General features: G+C 71.2%; 17 protein-coding genes. 7 read left to right on the top strand and 10 right to left on the bottom strand.

Annotation, left to right across the window (positions count from 1 at the left end; all coding sequences use genetic code 11):
- Positions 1-13: 13 nt before the first annotated feature.
- The 3 genes from EV670_RS15945 to EV670_RS15935 all read left to right on the top strand — a co-directional run bounded on the left by EV670_RS15945 (position 14) and on the right by EV670_RS15935 (position 2,748).
- The gene (locus EV670_RS15945) at positions 14-1,540 is read left to right on the top strand and encodes a fumarate hydratase (protein WP_130433980.1); all 1,527 of its coding nucleotides are present in this window, start codon (positions 14-16) and stop codon (positions 1,538-1,540) included.
- Positions 1,495-1,737: a cysteine-rich CWC family protein gene (locus EV670_RS15940; RefSeq protein ID WP_130433978.1), complete on the top strand. Its 243-nt coding sequence runs from the start codon at positions 1,495-1,497 to the stop codon at positions 1,735-1,737. Before EV670_RS15945 ends, EV670_RS15940 begins: the two co-directional genes overlap by 46 nt.
- A gap of 123 nt (positions 1,738-1,860) precedes the next feature.
- On the top strand, positions 1,861-2,748 hold the full coding sequence (locus EV670_RS15935) for a c-type cytochrome (protein WP_130433976.1): 888 nt from the start codon (positions 1,861-1,863) through the stop codon (positions 2,746-2,748).
- A gap of 9 nt (positions 2,749-2,757) precedes the next feature.
- On the opposite strand, the gene EV670_RS15930 is transcribed toward EV670_RS15935, so the two are convergent.
- The 4 genes from EV670_RS15930 to EV670_RS15915 all read right to left on the bottom strand — a co-directional run bounded on the left by EV670_RS15930 (position 2,758) and on the right by EV670_RS15915 (position 7,896).
- Entirely contained in the window at positions 2,758-3,036 is a 279-nt protein-coding gene (locus EV670_RS15930) for a DUF427 domain-containing protein (RefSeq protein ID WP_130433974.1), read from the bottom strand.
- A 26-nt stretch (positions 3,037-3,062) separates the two neighbouring features.
- Positions 3,063-4,028, bottom strand: a complete 966-nt coding sequence (gene egtD / locus EV670_RS15925; RefSeq protein ID WP_242617013.1) for an L-histidine N(alpha)-methyltransferase — start codon at positions 4,026-4,028, stop codon at positions 3,063-3,065.
- Between the two features lie 109 nt (positions 4,029-4,137).
- A complete protein-coding gene (gene egtB / locus EV670_RS15920; protein ID WP_207225091.1) occupies positions 4,138-5,376 on the bottom strand; it encodes an ergothioneine biosynthesis protein EgtB in 1,239 nt (412 codons plus the stop codon).
- A 90-nt stretch (positions 5,377-5,466) separates the two neighbouring features.
- The gene (locus tag EV670_RS15915) at positions 5,467-7,896 is read right to left on the bottom strand and encodes a heavy metal translocating P-type ATPase (protein WP_130433970.1); all 2,430 of its coding nucleotides are present in this window, start codon (positions 7,894-7,896) and stop codon (positions 5,467-5,469) included.
- 84 nt (positions 7,897-7,980) lie between these two features.
- On the opposite strand from EV670_RS15915, the gene EV670_RS15910 reads away from it, so the two are divergent.
- The gene (locus tag EV670_RS15910; protein WP_130433968.1) at positions 7,981-9,042 is read left to right on the top strand and encodes a DUF72 domain-containing protein; all 1,062 of its coding nucleotides are present in this window, start codon (positions 7,981-7,983) and stop codon (positions 9,040-9,042) included.
- Here the strand turns inward: EV670_RS15910 and EV670_RS15905 are convergent.
- Positions 9,029-11,476 carry a penicillin acylase family protein gene (locus tag EV670_RS15905; RefSeq protein WP_130433966.1) on the bottom strand — a complete coding sequence of 816 codons (2,448 nt, stop codon included), beginning with the start codon at positions 11,474-11,476 and terminating at the stop codon, positions 9,029-9,031. The two genes, EV670_RS15910 and EV670_RS15905, sit on opposite strands and share 14 nt — an antisense overlap.
- A gap of 127 nt (positions 11,477-11,603) precedes the next feature.
- Positions 11,604-12,110, bottom strand: coding sequence for a DUF1993 domain-containing protein (locus EV670_RS15900; protein WP_130433964.1), 507 nt, complete (start codon positions 12,108-12,110; stop codon positions 11,604-11,606).
- Positions 12,111-12,208: 98 nt separating this feature from the next.
- Between EV670_RS15900 and EV670_RS15895 the strand changes: the two genes are divergently transcribed.
- Both EV670_RS15895 and EV670_RS15890 read left to right on the top strand, forming a co-directional pair.
- A complete protein-coding gene (locus EV670_RS15895) occupies positions 12,209-13,216 on the top strand; it encodes a D-2-hydroxyacid dehydrogenase family protein (protein ID WP_130433962.1) in 1,008 nt (335 codons plus the stop codon).
- Positions 13,213-14,364 carry an MFS transporter gene (locus EV670_RS15890; RefSeq protein ID WP_242617012.1) on the top strand — a complete coding sequence of 384 codons (1,152 nt, stop codon included), beginning with the start codon at positions 13,213-13,215 and terminating at the stop codon, positions 14,362-14,364. Before EV670_RS15895 ends, EV670_RS15890 begins: the two co-directional genes overlap by 4 nt.
- A gap of 10 nt (positions 14,365-14,374) precedes the next feature.
- Here the strand turns inward: EV670_RS15890 and upp are convergent, their stop codons facing one another.
- The 4 genes from upp to EV670_RS15870 all read right to left on the bottom strand — a co-directional run bounded on the left by upp (position 14,375) and on the right by EV670_RS15870 (position 17,126).
- Positions 14,375-15,001 carry a uracil phosphoribosyltransferase gene (gene upp / locus EV670_RS15885; RefSeq protein ID WP_130433960.1) on the bottom strand — a complete coding sequence of 209 codons (627 nt, stop codon included), beginning with the start codon at positions 14,999-15,001 and terminating at the stop codon, positions 14,375-14,377.
- Between the two features lie 62 nt (positions 15,002-15,063).
- A complete protein-coding gene (locus EV670_RS15880; RefSeq protein ID WP_130433958.1) occupies positions 15,064-15,510 on the bottom strand; it encodes a PaaI family thioesterase in 447 nt (148 codons plus the stop codon).
- Positions 15,511-15,586: 76 nt separating this feature from the next.
- On the bottom strand, positions 15,587-16,339 hold the full coding sequence (gene rlmB / locus EV670_RS15875; RefSeq protein WP_130433955.1) for a 23S rRNA (guanosine(2251)-2'-O)-methyltransferase RlmB: 753 nt from the start codon (positions 16,337-16,339) through the stop codon (positions 15,587-15,589).
- Between the two features lie 115 nt (positions 16,340-16,454).
- Positions 16,455-17,126, bottom strand: a complete 672-nt coding sequence (locus EV670_RS15870) for an ABC transporter ATP-binding protein (RefSeq protein WP_130433953.1) — start codon at positions 17,124-17,126, stop codon at positions 16,455-16,457.
- Between EV670_RS15870 and EV670_RS15865 the strand changes: the two genes are divergently transcribed.
- Complete coding sequence (locus tag EV670_RS15865) at positions 17,125-17,814, top strand: arylesterase (RefSeq protein WP_278044430.1); 690 nt, start codon at positions 17,125-17,127, stop codon at positions 17,812-17,814. The genes EV670_RS15870 and EV670_RS15865 overlap by 2 nt on opposite strands.
- Positions 17,815-17,999: the final 185 nt, after the last annotated feature.

Below are 17,999 nucleotides of genomic sequence, written 5' to 3'. Positions count from 1 at the left end.
CCGGCGTCCCGCCATGAGCACCATCCGCTACGCCGACTTCGTCGAATCCATTGCCGCCGCGCTGCAGTACATCAGCTACTACCACCCGGCCGACTACATCGCCCACCTGGCCCGCGCCTACGAGCGCGAGCAGAGCCCGGCGGCGAAGGACGCGATCGCGCAGATCCTCACCAACAGCCGCATGAGCGCCGAGGGCAAACGGCCGGTCTGCCAGGACACCGGCATCGTCAACGTCTTCCTCAAGATCGGCATGGACGTGCGCTGGGAGGGCTTCCCGGGCTCGATCGAGGACGCCGCCAACGAGGGCGTGCGCCGGGCCTACAACTTCGCCGACAACAAGCTGCGCGCCAGCATCGTGGCCGACCCGCATTTCGCCCGCAAGAACACCGGCGACAACACGCCGGCGGTGATCCACATGAACGTGGTGCCGGGCAGCACGGTCGACGTGACGGTCGCCGCCAAGGGCGGCGGCTCGGAGAACAAGAGCAAGTTCGTGATGATGAATCCGAGCGATTCGCTGGTCGACTGGGTGCTGAAGACGGTGCCGACGATGGGCGCCGGCTGGTGCCCGCCGGGCATGCTCGGCATCGGCATCGGCGGCACCGCCGAGAAGGCGATGCTGCTGGCCAAGGAAGCCTTGATGGAAGACATCGACATGCACGAGTTGCTGGAGCGCGGTCCCAAGGACAAGTTCGAGGAACTGCGCATCGAGCTGTACCAGAAGATCAACGCGCTCGGCATCGGCGCCCAGGGCCTGGGCGGCCTGACCACGGTGCTCGACGTCAAGATCGCGACCTACCCGACCCACGCCGCCGGCAAGCCGGTGGCGATGATCCCGAACTGCGCCGCGACGCGCCATGCGCACTTCGTGCTCGACGGTTCCGGGCCGAGCTACCTCGAGGCGCCGAGCCTGGACCTCTGGCCCGACGTGCACTGGGCGCCCGACTACAACAAGAGCAAGCGCGTCAACCTCGACACGCTGACCCGCGACGAGGTGGCCAGTTGGAAGCCGGGCGACACGCTGCTGCTCAACGGCAAGATGCTGACCGGCCGCGACGCCGCCCACAAGCGCATCCAGGACATGCTGGCCAAGGGCGAGCAACTGCCGGTGGACTTCAGCAACCGCGTCATCTACTACGTCGGCCCGGTCGACCCGGTGCGCGACGAGGTGGTGGGCCCGGCCGGCCCGACCACCGCGACGCGGATGGACAAGTTCACCGAGATGATGCTGGCCCAGACCGGCCTGATCGCGATGATCGGCAAGGCCGAGCGTGGACCGACCGGCATCGAGGCCATCAAGAAGCACAAGAGCGCCTACCTGATGGCGGTCGGCGGCGCGGCCTACCTGGTGAGCAAGGCGGTCAAGACCGCCAAGGTGGTCGGTTTCGCCGACCTCGGCATGGAGGCCATCTACGAGTTCGAGGTGGTCGACATGCCGGTCACGGTGGCGGTCGATGCCGCGGGCACCAGCGTCCACAACACCGGCCCGGCCGAATGGCAGGCCAAGATCGCCAACATCCCGGTCGCGGTGGTGGCCTGAAGGCGCCGCTGCCGGCCTATGCCTGCCCCGTGTGCGGCGGGCCGAACGGCTGCGCGCCCGCCGCCAGCGGCAGCTTCGAGTCGGCCTGCTGGTGCGCCTCGTTGCGCATCGCGCCGGCCGTACTCGACGTGTTGCCGCCGGCGCAGCGCGGTGCAGCCTGCCTGTGCCGCGATTGCGCCACGCGCGAGCCGTGCTGAATCAACTCGCCAACCCAGGCGGGGGATAGCCCCCGGCGCTCGGGCGGGCTGACACTGCGGCCCGCGCCGGGCCGGCTTCGTCGTGGTCGGCGGCGCGCGCGCCCAACGCCCGGAGCGACCCTTATGAAAACCTGGATTCGTCGCGGTCTGATCGCCGTGTTCGTCCTCGCCCTGCTGGCCGGCGGCGCCATCTGGGTCGGCCTGCGCTTGGGCGACGCTCGCCACCAGCGCGTGGTGCAGGTTCCGACGCTCAAGATCGAGCTTCCGACCGACCCCGCCAGCCTCGAGCGCGGCGCCTACCTGTACCGCTCGCGCGGCTGCGCCGAGTGCCACGGCCAGAACGGCGAGGGCCGCGTGTTCGCCGACAACCAGAAGGACCTCAGGCTGGCCGGTCCGCACATCGGCCCGCACTCGGCGCTGACCGCCGGCTACCAGGTCGAGGACTGGGTGCGCGTCATCCGCCACGGCGTCAAGCCCGCTGGCCACCCGGTCTTCGTGATGCCGAGCGAGGACTACAACCGCCTGAGCCGTGCCGACCTTGGCGCGCTGGTCGCGCACCTGCAGCGGCTGCCGGCCACGCAGGGCGGACCTGCAGTGCTCGAACTGCCGCTGCCGGCACGCGTGATGTATGGCTTCGGCGCACTGAAGGACGCTGCCGAGAAGATCGACCACACGCTGCCGCCCTCGGAGCCGATCGCCGACGACGGCTCGGCGCGGCATGGCGAGTATGTGGCGCAGATGTGCCTCGGCTGCCACGGCCCGGGCCTGGTCGGCGGGCGCATCCCGGGCGCGCCGCCGGACTGGCCGCCGGCCGCCGACCTGCGCCGCGGGGGGCCGATGAAGCTCTACGCCAGCACGGAGCAGTTCACTTCCATGATGCGCACCGGCAAGCGCCCCGATGGCAGCGCCGTGAGCCCGGTGATGCCCTTCACCGCACTGAAGGAACTCAGCGACATCGACCTGCGCGGCTTGCACGCCTACCTGCAGACGCTGCCGCCGGCGGCGCCCTGAGCGACGCCCTTAGCGCACCGTCACGCCCTTCCAGAAGGCGACGCGGCCCTTGAGTTCGGCCGCGGCCTCCCTGGGTTCGGGATAGAACCAGGCCGCGTCGGGGTTGATGTTGCCGTCGACCAGCAGCGAGTAGTAGCTGGCCTCGCCCCTCGACGAGGACATGGTCTTGTGGTTGCTCGACAGCAGGTACTCGCGCTTGACGGCGCTCTCGGGGAAGTAGTGGTTGCCTTCGACGACCACGGTATCGTCGCTTTCGGCGATCACGACGCCGTTCCATATCGCTTGCATCGGGGAGTTCCTTGGGGGGCGGTTGCTCACAGGCCCAGCCAATGCAGGCTGAACCAGCGCCTGGCGTCGCACCAGACCGGGCCGGGGACGAAGCCGGCCCGGGCCGCCAGCTCGCGAAAGCCGTCGACGCCGTACTTGTACGAATTCTCGGTGTGAAGGCCCTGCCCGGCCGCGAAGTCGAAGGCCTGGCCGGCCAGGTGCACGCGTTGGGCGCGGCGGCTGAGCAGATGCATCTCGACGCGCTGCAGCCGCGGCTCGTAGAAGGCGTAGTGCTCGAAGCCATCGAGCTCGAAGTCGGCACCGAGTTCGCGGTTGGCGCGCGCCAGCAGGTTGAGGTTGAAGGCGGCAGTGACGCCGGCCGCGTCGTTGTAGGCCGCGTGCAGCAGGCCGGCATCCTTGACCAGGTCGACGCCGACCAGCATGCCGCCGGGCACCGCGCTGCCGCGCAGCAGCGCCGCCGCGTCGCGCAGGAAATGCAGCGCCTCGTCGGGACTGAAGTTGCCGATCGACGAACCGGGAAAGAAGCCGACCCGGCGCACCGGCCCCGGACCGGGCGGCAAGGCGGGCAGATCGAAGGGCCGCGTGAAGTCGGCCGCCAGCGGCTGCACCAGCAGCCCCGGATGCTCGAGCCGCAGCAGGTCGGCCGCGGCGTGCAGGTGCTCGGCGCTGATGTCGATCGGCACGAAGCGCCGCGGCTGCTGCAGCGCCTCGAGCAGCAGCCGCACCTTGCGGCTGGAGCCGGCCCCGAACTCGATGATGTCGGCGTGCGGCCCGATGCAGCGCGCGATCTCCGGCGCATGGTCGGCGAGGATCCGCAACTCGGTGCGGGTCGGGTAGTACTCGGGCAGCTCGCAGATGCGGTCGAACAGCGCCGAGCCGGCCGCGTCGTAGAAGAACTTGGGGGGCACAGAGCGCGGTCGCCGCTCGAGACCGGCGAGCAGTTCGCGTCCGAACTCGCTGGCCGTCGTGCGGGTGTCGAGCGCCTGCTTCACGCCACGGACTCCACACCCTTGGTTGCGCGCCAGCCGCAGGTTCGTCGGCCGCTCGCTCCCTTCACGCTGCGCCGATCACCATTGGCATTGGGCCCCTCGTAGCGTGCGCTCATGTCGCATCCCTTGCCAGCCGCAGGCCGCTGAACTGCCAGCGCGCCGCCGGCGGGAAGAAGTTGCGATAGCTGCTGCGCGCGTGGCCGGGCGGTGTCGCACGGCTGCCGCCGCGCAGCACCACCTGGCCGACCATGAACTTGCCGTTGTACTCGGCCACCGCGCCCGCCAGCGGCCTGAAGCCGGGGTATGGATCGTAGGAGGAGCGCGTCCATTCCCAGACCGAGCCGACGTCGCCGAGCAGGCCATCGTCGGCCGCGGCCTCCCACTCGAACTCGGTCGGCAGCCGCGCGCCGGCCCATTCGGCGTAGGCCGCCGCTTCGTAGAAGCTCAGGTGGCAGGCCGGCGCGGCCGGATCGAGGGCCCGCCGGCCCTGCAGCGTGAAGTGCAGCGGTGCCGCGCGCTCGCGCAGGTCCCAGTACAGCGGCGCGCTCCAGCCCTGTGCCTGTACCGCAGCCCAGCCATCGCTGAGCCAGAGGCTCGCCTGGCGGTAGCCGCCGTCGTCGATGAAGGCAAGGAATTCGCCGCAGCTCACCGGCCTCGAAGCGACCTCGAAGGGCTGCAGCAGCACGCGGTGGCGCGGCCGCTCGTTGTCGAAGCAGAAGCCGGCGTCGTCGGCCGCACCCGCCTGCGCGATGCCGCCGGGCCGCCCTCGCCACGCGCACGGCTCGACGCCTGCCGGCTGCAGCGCAACGGCTTCCGCTGCCGCTCCGGATGCGTAGGCCGGCTGCAGCGGATTGAGCGACAGCAGGTGCAGGATGTCGCTGAGCATCAGCTCCTGGTGCTGCTGTTCGTGCTGCAGGCCAAGCTCGATCAGCGGCGCAGCCGCCGACCAGGCGACGGGGTCGGCTTCAGCGGCAAAGCTGGCCAGCGCCGAGTCGACATGTGCGCGGTAGGCCAGCACCTCGTCGAGCGAGGGTCGGGTCAGCAAGCCACGCTGCGGTCGCGGATGGCGTGCACCGAGCGCCTCGTAGTAGGAGTTGAAGAGAAAGCCGTAACGCGGGTCGAAGACGCGGTAGTTGCCGGCATGGGGCTGCAGCACCACGGTCTCGAAGAACCAGCTCGTGTGCGCCAGGTGCCACTTGGTCGGACTGGCGTCGGGCATCGACTGCACGCACTGGTCCTCGGCCGACAGCGGCGCGGCGATCTCCAGCGACCGTCCCCGCACGGTCTCGACGCGGGCGCCGAGGGCGGCTCGCGGATCGGTGCTGGCTTGGCGCTGTGAGTTGCTGATCAAGGCCGGCCCTCGGGCATCGCGGCGCACGGATGGCGCCTGCGCAAGACGCGCACCGTAGCAGAAGCCGCGCGCCGGTGCAGCGCCTCGGACTCAGTGCGACGGCCGCCAGCGCCTCAGCAGCAGCGCGTTGCCGACCACGCTGACGCTGCTGAAGGCCATTGCCGCGCCGGCGATCACCGGATTGAGGCCGCCGAGGGCCGCCAGCGGGATGCCGACCACGTTGTAGGCGAAGGCCCAGAACAGATTCTGGCGGATCTTGGCCCAGGTGCGGCGCGAGACGTCGATCGCGTCGGCCACCAGCGCCACGTCGCCGCGCATCAGCGTGATGCCGGCGGCGTGCATCGCGACGTCGGTGCCGGTGCTCATGGCGATGCCGACGTCGGCCGCGGCCAGCGCCGGCGCGTCGTTGATGCCGTCGCCGACCATCGCCACCGTCGCCCCGCCGGCCTTCAGGCTCGCGACCAGCGCCGCCTTGTGCTCGGGCAGGACCTGGGCATGGACCTCGTCGATGCCGAGCGTGGTCGCGACCGCCTGCGCCGCGCCCGGGTTGTCGCCGCTGACCAGCACCGTGCGCAGGCCCCGGCGCTGCAGGCGCGCGATCGCCTCGGGCGCGCCCGGCTTGAGCGCATCGCCAAAGGCGAGCAGGCCGAGCAGGCGCGGCGCGGCGCCGACCCCGGCAGGGACTTCGGCGATGAAGGACACCGTGCGGCCCTCGGCCTGCAGTTCGGCGACGCGCGGCGCGAGCGCCGTGATGTCGACGCCGAGCTGCGCCATGTAGGGCTCGCTGCCCAGGTGCAGTTCGCGGCCGCCGACGCTGCCGGTGATGCCGCGTCCGCTGACGGCGCGCAACTCGCGCGCGGCGGGGATCGCGATGCCTTCGGCCTGCGCCGCGCGCAGCACCGCGCGCGCCAGCGGATGCTCGCTGCCCGATTGCAGCGCCGCGCTGGCGGCCAGCAGCGCGCCGCGCTCGCCATCGGTGGCGACCGCCGCCACCAGTTCGGGCCGGCCGACGGTCAGCGTGCCGGTCTTGTCGAAGGCGACGATGCCGATCCGGTGCGCCGTCTCCAGCGCCTGCGCGTCCTTGATCAGGATCCCGTGGCGGGCCGCGACGCCGGTACCGGCCATGATCGCCGCCGGCGTCGCCAGGCCGAGCGCACACGGACAGGCGATCACCAGCACCGCCACCGCGTTGAGGATCGCGCGCTGCCAGTCGCCGGTGCCGATGCCCCAGCCGAGCAGCGTGAGCAGCGCGATGCCGAGCACCACCGGCACGAAGACCGCGCTGACCCGGTCCACCAGGCGCTGGATCGGCGCCTTCTGCGCCTGCGCCGACTCGACCATCCGCACGATGCGCGCCAGCGTCGACTCGGCACCGACCGCGCTGGCACGCACCAGCAGCCGGCCCTCGCCGTTGACCGCGCCACCGGTCACTCGGTCGCCGACATGGCGCGCCTGCGGCAGGCTCTCGCCGGTGATCAGCGACTCGTCGACCTCGCTCGCGCCCTCGAGCACCACGCCATCGGCAGCGATGCGCTCGCCCGGCCGCACCACCAGCACGTCGTCCGCGCGCAACTCGGCCAGCGCCAACTCGTGCTCCGCGCCGTCGCGCAGCACCTGCGCGCGCTGCGGCCACAGCGCCTGCAGCGCGCGGATCGCCTCGGTGGTCTGGCGCTTGGCGCGCGCCTCGAGCCACTTGCCGAGCAGCACCAGCGTGATCACGACCGCCGAGGCCTCGAAGTACAGGTGCGGATCACCCGTCATCAGCAGCCACAGGCTCAGGCCGAAGGCGGCCGAGGTGCCGAGTGCGACCAGCAGGTCCATGTTGCCGGTGCCGGCCCGCAACGCGGCCCAGCCGGCGCGATAGAAGCGCGCGCCGAGCCAGAACTGCACCGGCGCCGCCAGCAGCAGCTGCAACCAGCCGGGCAGCATCGCGTGCACGCCGAAGGGCATGCCGAGCATCGGCAGCGCCAGCGGCAGCGACAGTGCGGCGGCGATCAGCACATGACGCTTCTCGCGCGCACCGCGGTCATCGCCGGCATCGGGTGCCGGTGTCGTGGCGGTGTCCTCGTGCGCGCCATAGCCGGCGCGCCGCACCGCGGCCACCAGCGTCGCGACCTCGGTGCCGACAACGCTCACTTCGGCGCTCTCGGTCGCCAGGTTGACGCTGGCCTCGACCACGCCCGGCACCGCGCGCAGCGCGCGCTCGACGCGACCGACGCAGGAGGCGCATGTCATGTCCTCGATGCGCAGCCGCACGCTGCGCTGTGCCAGCGCGTAGCCGGCACGCTCGACCGCCGCGCGCAGCGCCGGCAGCGCCAGGCCGGCCTCGGCCCGCACATGGGCCGTGTCGGTCGCCACGTTCACCTCGGCCCGCTGCACGCCCGGCACGGCGGCCAGCGCGCGCTCCACGCGCCCGGCGCAGGCCGCGCAAGTCATGCCGACGATCGGCAGCGACCACTCGCGCCCGGTGGCATCGGGTGTCGCGGCACCGGGGCTGGCAAGGGTGGCGGAGGTGTTCATCGGCAAGGGTTTCGGTCCAAGTCTGTCAGATCGGGGCCGAAGCCCGCTTCTCAAGCCGGCAGCAGCCGGGTTCCAATGGCTTCGATGGCCACACCGACCGACGATCCGCCGACGCCGCCGCAGCCCGGTCTTTTCGGCGAGCCCGCCCCCGTCGCGCCGCCGCCGAAGCCCAAGGCCACCGGCGTGCGCGCCATCGAGGCCGACGCGGAGCTGCGTGCCCTCGGCGCCGCGATGCCGCCGCTGCTGCGCATGGGCAGTTCGTCCTGGTATTTCCCGGGCTGGCGCGGCCTGGTCTGGGCCGACGAGGTATCGGAAGCGGCGCTGCCGCGCCAGGGCCTGCCGGCCTACGCGCAGCATCCGCTGCTGCGCACCGTCAGCCTCGACCGCAGCTTCTACCGCCCCCTGCCGAGCGCCGAGTACGCGCGGTTGGCCGCACAGGTCCCGGCCGACTTCCGCTTCGTCGTTAAGGCCGCGTCGATGGTCTGCGACGCCACGGTGCGCGAAGCCGGCAGCGGCCGCGCGCTGCTGCCCAATCCGCTGTTCCTCGATCCGGCCGCCGCGCTCGAGCAGGTCTGGCGGCCGGCGGTCGAAGGTCTGGGCGACAAGCTCGGCGCACTGGTGTTCCAGCTCTCGCCGCTGCCGCGCGCCTGGCTGGCGGAGCCGGCGCTGTTCCTGGCCCGGCTCGATGCGATGTTCGAGGCGCTGTTCGCCTGGCGAGCGGCCGCGCGCACGGGCGACAGCGGGCTGGTCGCCATCGAGCTGCGCGACCCCGGCCCGCTCGGCCCCGAACTGGCCGCCCTGCTCGCCCGCCACGGCGTGCGCTACTGCGTCGGCTTGCACGACCGCATGCCGCCGCTGGAGGAGCAGCTACCGATGCTGCGCGCGCTGTGGCCCGGCCCGCTGGTGCTGCGCTGGAACCTGCAGCGCGGCTATCGCTACGGTGCGGCCAAGGAGGCTTTCGAGCCCTTCGACAAGCTGCTGGCACCCGATCCGCAGACACGCTCGGCGCTGGCCAGGCTCGTCGCCGCCACGCTGCGCGCCGGCCAGCCGGCCCTGGTGACGATCAACAACAAGGCCGAAGGCAGCGCGCCGCTGTCGGTGCGGGCACTGGCGCGGGAAATCGCCGCCCTGCTCAGCGCGGGGTGAGCGTCAGCACCCGCGGCTCCGATGCGCCGTCACCCCAGACCGGCAGGTCCTCGCCACGGGCCCAGCCGGCCACCATGTTGCGGTAGCCCGGCTCGAAGAACAGGCCGCTCTGGCCGCTCGAATGCATGAAGCGCGACTTCGATGGATCGCCGAGGTCGTAGATCGCGCGCAGGCTCGGTCCATGCTCGTCGAGGAACAGCTCGCCGGTGCCCGGGTCGGGCTTGAGCGCGACGCGGCTGACGTTGACCGTGTAGGTATCGCCGCCGACCGGCACCCGCAGCTCGAACAACCGGGCCAGCAGCGGCACCTTGCTGAAGGGCCGATGCTCGCTGCGAGCCTGGTGCGCATCGCCCCAGCGCCACTTCGCCACATCGCTGCCGTGGCGTGCCGCCAGTTGCACCAGTGCGCGATCGAAGGCGGCGTCGGCCTGGTCGGCGCAGGTCTCGACGGCCGGCGTGTGGAGCTCGTCGCACCAGGACGCGTCGTCGCGCTCGAGCACCGCCTCGAGCGCATCGCGGAAGCTGCGGTTGGCGAGCTGGCGTTCGTAGAGCGCCTCGCCGACGTCGTCGGCGAAGACGCCACGCGTGAGTTCGCGCACCCAGGCCCAGGCGATCAGCGGCGCGGCGTGGTCGGCCTGCATGTCGGCCTCGAAGGCGCGCAGCTCGGCCTGCGCGGCCGCCGCCAGCGGATGCTTCGAACGCGCCGCGCGCAGCAGCGGCAACAGCTTCTGCGTGGCGAGCGAGACCTGGTCGAGCTGGATCGCGCGCAGGCTCGCGACGTCATGCTGCGGTCTGGCCCGCAGCAGCGCCTCGATGCGCTGCTGGCGATAGGGCAAGGCCCATTCGCTGCCGATGTAGTGCGGGTAGCTGTCGTCGTGGATGCGCTGGTTGGCGGTCGCGATCCAGCCGCGCGCCGGCGCGATCTCGCGTGGCGTGCGGTTGGCCGGCAGGTAGCCCTCCCAGTCGTAGCGCGGCTCCCAGCCGGGCGCCGGCGCCAAGCCGCCCAGGTCGTTGTCGGCGCGTCGCACCGGCACCCGCCCGGCCGCCACGAAGGCGATGCGATCGCGGTCGGCGACCACCATGTTCTGCATCGGCGCGACGTATCTCGCCGACGCGCTGATGAACTCCTCGACCGAGTGCGCCCGATTGAAGGCGATGCCGGCGGCGACCGCGCTGGCGTCGGGGTCGAGCGCGGTCCAGCGCATCGCGATCGCGTAGCGCTGGCCGTCCTGCCCGGTCAGGCCCGCGGTGGCCGGAGCGCCGGCATCCGAGATCAGCGGCCCGTGACGCGAGCGGCGCGCGGTGAAGGCGACATCGGGCGCACCCTTGACCTTGATGAGCTCGTCGAAGCGCTCGAAGCGCGCCCAGCGATTGCCCTCGCGGCTCTCGAGGTAGCGCTGGGGGTCGGCCGGGTCGATCTTCTCGAGATAGAGGTCCTGCACGTCGGGCCCGGTGTTGGTGAAGCCCCAGGCGATCTGCTCGTTCTGCCCCAGCACCACCATCGGCAGGCCGGGCATCGTGGCACCGGCCACACGCAGGCCGGGCGCCTCCAGGCGCGCGAAATACCAGAGCGCCGGCGCGCTCAGCTTGAGGTGCGGATCGTTGGCCAGCAGCGGCTGCCCGCTCGTGCTGTGCGCCCCGTCGACGACCCAGTTGTTGGAGCCCGCGCCCTCGACTCCGGCATCGCCCAGCAGGCGATCGAGCCATGGCGAAGCCGCCGCCAACGCGGCCGGTGCACCGTCGCCATGCACGCCGAGCCGCTTGTAGAGCGAGGCGTAGTCGCGCACCGGCAGCGGCTCGTCGCCCGGGTACGGCGGCAGCAACTGCCCGACCCGCTCGACCGGCATCCGCTCTGCCAGGCGCAGACGCAGCAGTTCGCTGTTCCAGTTGCCGCCGAGATCCCAGGCCATCATCGTGGCCCAGGCCAGGCTGTCGACCGGGCTCCAGTCCTCGGGCTTGATGCCCAGCAGCACAAACTCCGGCGGCCGCGCGGGCAGGTGCTGGCGCAGCACCGCATTGATGCCGGCCGCGTAGGCTTCGAGCGCGCGGCGGGTGCCGGCATCGGCCTTGACCCACTGCTCGGCCGCGGCGCGCCGCACGCCCAGGGCACGCAGGAACTTGTCGGCCTCCAGCGCGTTAGGCCCGAAGGCCTCAGCCAGGCGTCCGGCGCCGATGCGGCGATGGGTTTCGAGCTGCCACAGACGGTCCTGCGCATGGGCAAAGCCCAGGCCGAACCAGGCGTCCTCGGCCGAAGCGGCGCGGATGGTCGGGATGCCGTGCTCATCGCGCTCGATGCGCAACTCGGCCAGCGGCCCGCGTACCGACAGATTGCCCTCGACCTGAGGCCGGGCCCGGCTGGTGTAGATCCATCCGCTGGCCAGCGCCAGCAGCAGCAGCAACAACAGGCTCAACAGAACCCAGCGCAACACTCGCATCGACACGTCCCTCGACTACGCGATCAGTGTCGACGCGCGCCGCTCTCGCGCGCATCGGGGCAAGTGCCCCCGGGGGAATCGCTAGCCGGCTACTGGAATGCCCGCTGCGGCCACTCCGACGCCCCGGTCAGCCGCCGAGGAAGTCGCGCTTGCCGAGATCGACGCCGTTGTGGCGCAGGATCGCGTAGGCCGTCGTCACGTGGAAGAAGAAGTTCGGCAGCGCGAAGTGGCGCTGATAGTTCTCGCCGTCGAACTGCATCGGCTCGCGGTTGCGCATCGGTATGCTGACCGGCGCCGATTCGCGCCCATCGAGTTGCGCCGCCGGCACGCTGCCGACGAATTCGAGGGTCGCGGCGATGCGCGCCTTCAGTTCGGCGAGGCTGGTCTCCTTGTCCTCGAACTTCGGCGCCTCGATGCCGGCGACCCGCGCGACACCGAACTTGGCGGCGTCGCAGGCCATCTGCACCTGGCGCACGAAGGGCAGCATGTCGGGCGCCAGCCGCAGCTGCAGGTAGACCGCGGGCTCGAACTTCTTGCCGACGGCATGGGCCTCGGCCTTGTCGAGCCAGGCCGACAGGTTCGAGAGCATCTTCAGGTAGACCGGCACGCTGGCCGAATGCATCGAGATCGTCATCACGCTTCTCCTCAACGAAGCGTGATCCTAACGACGAGCGCCAGAACGCGCTCGGCGAGGGCCACAGGCACAATCCGCGGCAGCAAGCCGTCCCCCGCATGAACATCATCATCCTCGACGACTACCAGGACGCGGTGCGCAAGCTGCGCTGCGCGAGCCGGCTCGAAGGCCTCAACGCCAAGGTCTTCACCAACACGGTCAAGGGCATCGGGCAGCTCTCGGTGCGACTGCGCGACGCCGAGGTGCTGGTGCTGGTACGCGAGCGCACCGCGTTCCCGAAGCAACTGCTCGAGAAGCTGCCCAAGCTCAAGCTGCTGGCGCAGACCGGGCCCGTCGGCCCGCATATCGACATCGAGGCCTGCACCCGGCTCGGCATCGCGGTGGCCGAGGGCGTGGGTTCACCGATCGCGCCGGCCGAGCTGACCTGGGCCCTGACGCTGGCAGCGATGCGGCGCCTGCCGCAGTACATCGGCAACCTCAAGCACGGCGCCTGGCAGCAGTCGGGTCTCAAGTCCTCGTCGATGCCGCCCAACTTCAGCATCGGCCTGGTGCTGCATGGCAGGACGCTCGGCCTCTGGGGCTACGGCAAGATCGGCCAGCTGGTTGCCGGCTACGGCCGTGCCTTCGGCATGCGGGTGCTGGTCTGGGGCAGCGAGGCCTCGCGCCAGCAGGCGCTGGCCGATGGCTTCGAGGTGGCGCCGAGCCGCGAGGCGCTGTTCGAGCAGGCCGACGTGCTGAGCCTGCATCTGCGGCTAGTCGATGCCACGCGCGGCGTCGTGCGCTACGAAGACCTGTCGCGCATGAAGCCGACCGCGCTGTTCGTCAACACCTCGCGCGCCGAACTGCTCGAGGAAAACGCGCTGGTGACCGCGCTCAACCGCGGGCGGCCCGGCATGGCCGCGGTCGACGTCTTCGAGAGCGAGCCGATCCTGCAGGGCCACCCGCTGCTGCGGCTGGAGAACGCGGTTTGCACGCCGCACATCGGCTATGTCGAGCAGGACAGCTACGAGCAGTACTTCGCCGCCGCCTTCGAGAACGTCGTCAACTTCATCGCCGGCCAGCCGAGCGGGATCGTCAACCCCGAGGCGCTGAAGGTGCGGCGTTGAGCGCCGCAGCAGTCGCCAGTTCGCGCTGGGCGCTGCTGTTCGGCAATTTCGTGATCGGCTGCGGCCTGATGGTCGTGGCCGGCTCGCTGAACGACCTGACGCGCTCGCTCGAAGTGAGCGTCGCGGTTGGCGGCCAGCTGATCGCGATCGCCGCGGTCGTGATGTGCGTGGCCGCGCCGCTGCTGGCCGGGCTGGTGTCGGGTTTCGACCGGCGTGTGCTGCTCGCGCTGGCGCTGCTCTGGTACGGCGTGGGCCACGCGGTCAGCGCGCTGGCGCCGAACTACGCCGCGCTGGTGCCGCTGCGCGCGATCTCGATGCTGGCGGCGGCGGTGTTCACGCCGCAGGCGGCTGCGGCGATGGGCTTCATCGCCGCGCCGGCCGAGCGCGGCCGGGCGATCACCTTCATCTTTCTCGGCTGGTCGGTGGCGTCGGTGTTCGGCATGCCTCTGCACGCCTGGATCGGCGAGAGCTTCGGCTGGCGCTGGGCCTTCGCGCTGGTGGCGCTGCTGTCGCTGGTCGGCGCGGCCTGGGTCTGGCGCGCGATGCCAGCCGGCATCCGGCCGCCGGCGCTGGGCGCGGCCGCCTGGCGCGAGACGCTGACCAATCCGGTGCTGATGGCCGTGATCGGCGTCACCGCGCTGCAGGGCGCGGGCCAGTTCACTCTGTTCTCCTACTTCGCGCCCTACTACCGCCAGGTGCTCGGCGCCAGTCCGCTGCAGATCAGCCTGCTGTTCGGCTGGTTCGGTCTGTTCGGGCTGGTCGGCAACGTGATCCTGTCGCGCAACATCGATCGCATCGGCCCGCCGCGTGCGGTCTTCTGGCTGATGCTGCTGATCACGACCAGCCTGCTGCTGTGGCCGCTGGCGACGACGGTGGGTACGGTTGCGATCGTGGTCGTGCCATGGGCACTGGGTTGCTTCGCCGCCAACTCGGCGCAGCAGGCCCGGCTCGGCGCCGCCGCGCCGGCGCTGGCTCCGGCGCTGATGGCGCTCAACTCCTCGGCGATCTACCTCGGCCAGGCCGCGGGTGCGGCCAGTGGCGGCCTGATGCTGGCCGGCAGCGGCTACTCGATGCTGGCAGCGGTCGGCATCGCCTGGATGGTGGCGGCCCTGGTGCTGAGCCGCTGGGCGCAGCGGCGCGGCACTTGAAACACCCGCTCTACTTGGTGCCGAAGATCTTGTCGCCGGCGTCGCCCAGGCCGGGAATGATGTAGCCCTGCTCGTTGAGGTGGCTGTCGATGGCGGCGGTCCAGCAGCGCACGTCAGGGTGGGCCGCGGCCAGCGCGCGCACGCCCTCGGGCGCGGCCACCAGCACCAGCGCGCGAATGTCGCGGCAGCCGCGCTTCTTGAGCAGGTCGACGGTCGCGATCATCGAGCCGGCGGTGGCCAGCATCGGGTCGATGATCAGCGCGCAGCGCTCGTCGAGCTGGCCGACGAAGTTCTCGAAGTAGTGCACCGGCTGCAGCGTCTCGTGGTCGCGGGCGAGGCCGACGACGCTGATCTTGGCGTTGGGCACCATGTCGAGCACGCCGTCGAGCATGCCGATGCCGGCGCGCAGGATCGGCACCACAGTCACCTTGCGGCCCTTGATCTGCTCGATGTCGGTCGGCCCGCTCCAGCACTCGACGCGCACCGTCTCGAGCGGAAAGTCGGCGGTGGCCTCGTAGGCCAGCAGTCGCGCGACCTCGGCAGTCAGCTCGCGGAACTTCTTGGTCGAGATCTCGGCCGCGCGCATCAGGCCGAGCTTGTGGCGCACCAGCGGGTGGCGGACTTCGATGACGGACATGGCAGCACTCGCTCGAGGGTTCGGCGCAGTGTAGCCAGCGCCGGCGGCGGCACGGCCGGGGCTCAGGCCGGCACCGGCGCCTGCAGCACCGCGATCGTCGCAAGGCAGGTCGCGACATGCTCGCGCCGCTCGCCGTCGTGGGCCCAGACATCGGCGCGCACCACGGCCTGGCGGCGGCCGGCGCGCAGCACCTCGCCACGCGCACTGAGTGCCTGGCCGCGTGCCGGCGCCAGCAGGTTGATCTTGAACTCGGAGGTCACGACGTCGCCCACCACCGTGGCCGCGGCCCACGAGACCGCGGTATCGGCCATGTAGGCCAGCACCGCGCCATGGGCCTGACCGTGGTGCTGGCGGTGTTCGGGCCGCAGCGGCGCGCGGATCGTCACCTGCCCGGGCTCGATGGCCTCGATGCTGGTGCCCATCCATGCGGTGAAGGGGCTGCGCCCGATCACCGCTTCGAAGGCGGCGCGCAACGCTGCGGGATCGGTCGGCAAGGGGTTGGTGCTCATGGCGGACTCCTCGGAGTAAGCCCCGAGTCTTGCCGCGACCACGAGCCGGCGCTGTCGCCTGCGCGAAGCGGCGGCTTCAGCGCCGCTGGCGCACCGCTTCGAACAGGCAGATGCCGCTGGCGACCGAGACGTTCAGGCTCTCGACCGCGCCCGCCATCGGGATCGAGACCAGTTCGTCGCAATTCTTGCGGGTGAGCTGGCGCATGCCGGCGCCCTCGGCGCCGAGCACGATCGCGGTCGGGCCGTCGAGGCGGGCGTCGAAGACGGTCTGCGAGGCGTCGTCCGAGGTGCCGACCACGTTGATCAGCCGCTCCTTGAGTTCGCCGAGCGTGCGCGCGAGGTTGGTGACCATGAAGTACGGCACCGTCTCGGCGGCGCCGCTGGCGACCTTGCTGACGGTGGCGTTGACGCCGACCGCGTGGTCCTTGGGCGCGATCACCGCGTGGGCACCGGCGCCGTCGGCCACGCGCAGCACCGCACCCAGGTTGTGCGGGTCGGTCACGCCGTCGAGCACCAGCAGCAGCGGCACGCCGCCGGCGGCCTCGACAGCATCGAGCAGGTCGTCGAGCGAGGTCGCCAGCTGCACCGGCCGCGCCTTGGCGACCACGCCCTGGTGGCGGGTGGTGCCGGCCAGCGCGTTGAGGCGGCCGTCGTCGACCTCGATCAGGCGCACGCCAGCCTCCTCGGCACGGGCGACGAAGGCCTTCATGCGGGCATCGCGGCGGGTACCGTCGACATAGAGCTCGACGATCGAATCGGGCGCGGTCTTGAGGCGCACGGTCACGGCATGAAAGCCATAGAGCGGGCGCGTGGGGGTGTTGGAGGCCATCGGCCGATTATCGGCGCCGCATGAATGATGAACGGCGCGCTGAGCGCGGCCGAATGAACGATGAACCGAACTCATTCATTGTTCATTCGATGGCGCGCAGCGCCGAGTTCAGTGTTCATTGAGCCACCCGCCCCGCCTCGATGCGGATCTGGCGATCGCAGCGCGTCGCGATGCCGCGGTCGTGCGTGACCAGCACCAGCGTCGTGCCGCGCTCGCGGTTGAGCTCGAACATCAGCTCCATCACCGTCTCGCCGGTCGCGAAATCGAGGCTCCCGGTCGGCTCGTCGGCCAGCAGCACCGCCGGCTGCACGACGAAGGCACGCGCCAGCGCGACCCGCTGCTGCTCGCCGCCAGAAAGGACCCGCGGGTAGTGGCCAAGCCGCTGCGCGAGGCCCACGCGAGCCAGCATCTCTCCGGCGCGGGCGCGCGCATCGGGTGCGCCCTGCAACTCGAGCGGCAGCATCACGTTCTCAAGCGCGCTCAGGTTGGGCAGCAGCTGGAAGCTCTGGAACACGAAGCCCACCTGCTGCGCGCGCACCGCGGCGCGGGCATCCTCGTCGAGGCTGAACAGGTCGGTGCCGGCCAGCTGCACCTTGCCCCGGGTCGGCACGTCGAGCCCGGCGATGATCGCCAGCAGCGTGCTCTTGCCCGAGCCCGAGGCGCCGACGATCGCGCAGCTCTGCTGCGGCGCGAGCGCGAAGTGGATATCGTCAAGAATGGTCAGGGTGCCGGTCGAGTCGCTCACCTGCTTGCTGACATGCTCGACCGCAATGATGGATTCGCTCATGAACGATGTCGAAGGAGGTCCGATGTTCTTGCTTGGCTTGTTGCGGGGTCACTGTAGCCGCTGGCTCGGCGTCCTGTTGCTGGCGGGACTTGGCGTGCAGTTGCCGACCGCCGCCGCGCCGGCCCCGGACTCGACGCTGCTGGTGGTGGGCGACAGCCTCTCGGCCGAGTACGGCCTGCAGCGCGGCAAGGGCTGGGTCGCGCTGCTCGAGGCGCAGCTCGCCGAGCAGCGCGCCGCGCCGAAGGTGGTCAACGCGAGCATCAGCGGCGACACCACCTCCGGCGGCCGCTCGCGACTGCCGGCCGCGCTGGCGCAGCACAAGCCCTCGTTGGTGGTGATCGAACTCGGCGCCAACGATGCACTGCGTGGCCTGCCGCTGTCGATGACCGAGGCCAACCTGCGCGAGATGACGCGCGCCGCCAGGGCCACCGGCGCCAGGGTGCTGCTGCTGGGGATGCAGCTGCCGCCCAACTACGGCAAGACCTACGGCGAGGAATTCGCCGCGCTCTACGCCCGCGTCGCCAAGGACGAGGGTGCCGCGCTGGTGCCCTTCTTCCTCAAGGGCGTGGCCGACGGGCCGGATCCGCTGAAGCTGTTCCAGGCCGACCGGATCCACCCGAACGAGAGTGCGCAGCCCCTGATGCTGGGCAATGTGTGGCCGGTGCTGCGGCCGCTGCTAGCAAAGTAGCCAGAGTCCTGACCCTGGGCTTGCGCGGCGCAATGTTTAGCATCGCAACTGATCGGCCCGCCACGACCGGACGGACGACGCCATGACCCAGCGCGAGATACCTCCCGCTCCGCGACCGCTCGGTGCGCCTCGACGCCGGCCGGAAGATGCCGACTGGCTTCAGTGGATCGCCGAGAACCGGCTGC

It is taken from the genome of Rivibacter subsaxonicus, assembly GCF_004217215.1.
GTDB lineage: Bacteria > Pseudomonadota > Gammaproteobacteria > Burkholderiales > Burkholderiaceae_C > Rivibacter > Rivibacter subsaxonicus.
Note: the sequence above shows the minus strand (reverse complement) of the source record. Positions and strands in the feature narration are given on the sequence as shown.

Coding starts and splice junctions, on each gene's coding strand:
- EV670_RS15895 (WP_130433962.1), top strand. CDS start 12,209: ATGAACATCATCATCCTCGACGACTACCAGGACGCGGTGCGCAAGCTG.
- upp (WP_130433960.1), bottom strand. CDS start 15,001: ATGTCCGTCATCGAAGTCCGCCACCCGCTGGTGCGCCACAAGCTCGGC.
- EV670_RS15915 (WP_130433970.1), bottom strand. CDS start 7,896: ATGAACACCTCCGCCACCCTTGCCAGCCCCGGTGCCGCGACACCCGAT.
- EV670_RS15935 (WP_130433976.1), top strand. CDS start 1,861: ATGAAAACCTGGATTCGTCGCGGTCTGATCGCCGTGTTCGTCCTCGCC.
- EV670_RS15900 (WP_130433964.1), bottom strand. CDS start 12,110: ATGACGATCTCGATGCATTCGGCCAGCGTGCCGGTCTACCTGAAGATG.
- EV670_RS15945 (WP_130433980.1), top strand. CDS start 14: ATGAGCACCATCCGCTACGCCGACTTCGTCGAATCCATTGCCGCCGCG.
- EV670_RS15870 (WP_130433953.1), bottom strand. CDS start 17,126: ATGAGCGAATCCATCATTGCGGTCGAGCATGTCAGCAAGCAGGTGAGC.
- EV670_RS15880 (WP_130433958.1), bottom strand. CDS start 15,510: ATGAGCACCAACCCCTTGCCGACCGATCCCGCAGCGTTGCGCGCCGCC.
- EV670_RS15910 (WP_130433968.1), top strand. CDS start 7,981: ATGGCCACACCGACCGACGATCCGCCGACGCCGCCGCAGCCCGGTCTT.
- EV670_RS15905 (WP_130433966.1), bottom strand. CDS start 11,476: ATGCGAGTGTTGCGCTGGGTTCTGTTGAGCCTGTTGTTGCTGCTGCTG.
- EV670_RS15865 (WP_278044430.1), top strand. CDS start 17,125: ATGAACGATGTCGAAGGAGGTCCGATGTTCTTGCTTGGCTTGTTGCGG.
- EV670_RS15940 (WP_130433978.1), top strand. CDS start 1,495: ATGGCAGGCCAAGATCGCCAACATCCCGGTCGCGGTGGTGGCCTGAAG.
- EV670_RS15930 (WP_130433974.1), bottom strand. CDS start 3,036: ATGCAAGCGATATGGAACGGCGTCGTGATCGCCGAAAGCGACGATACC.
- rlmB (WP_130433955.1), bottom strand. CDS start 16,339: ATGGCCTCCAACACCCCCACGCGCCCGCTCTATGGCTTTCATGCCGTG.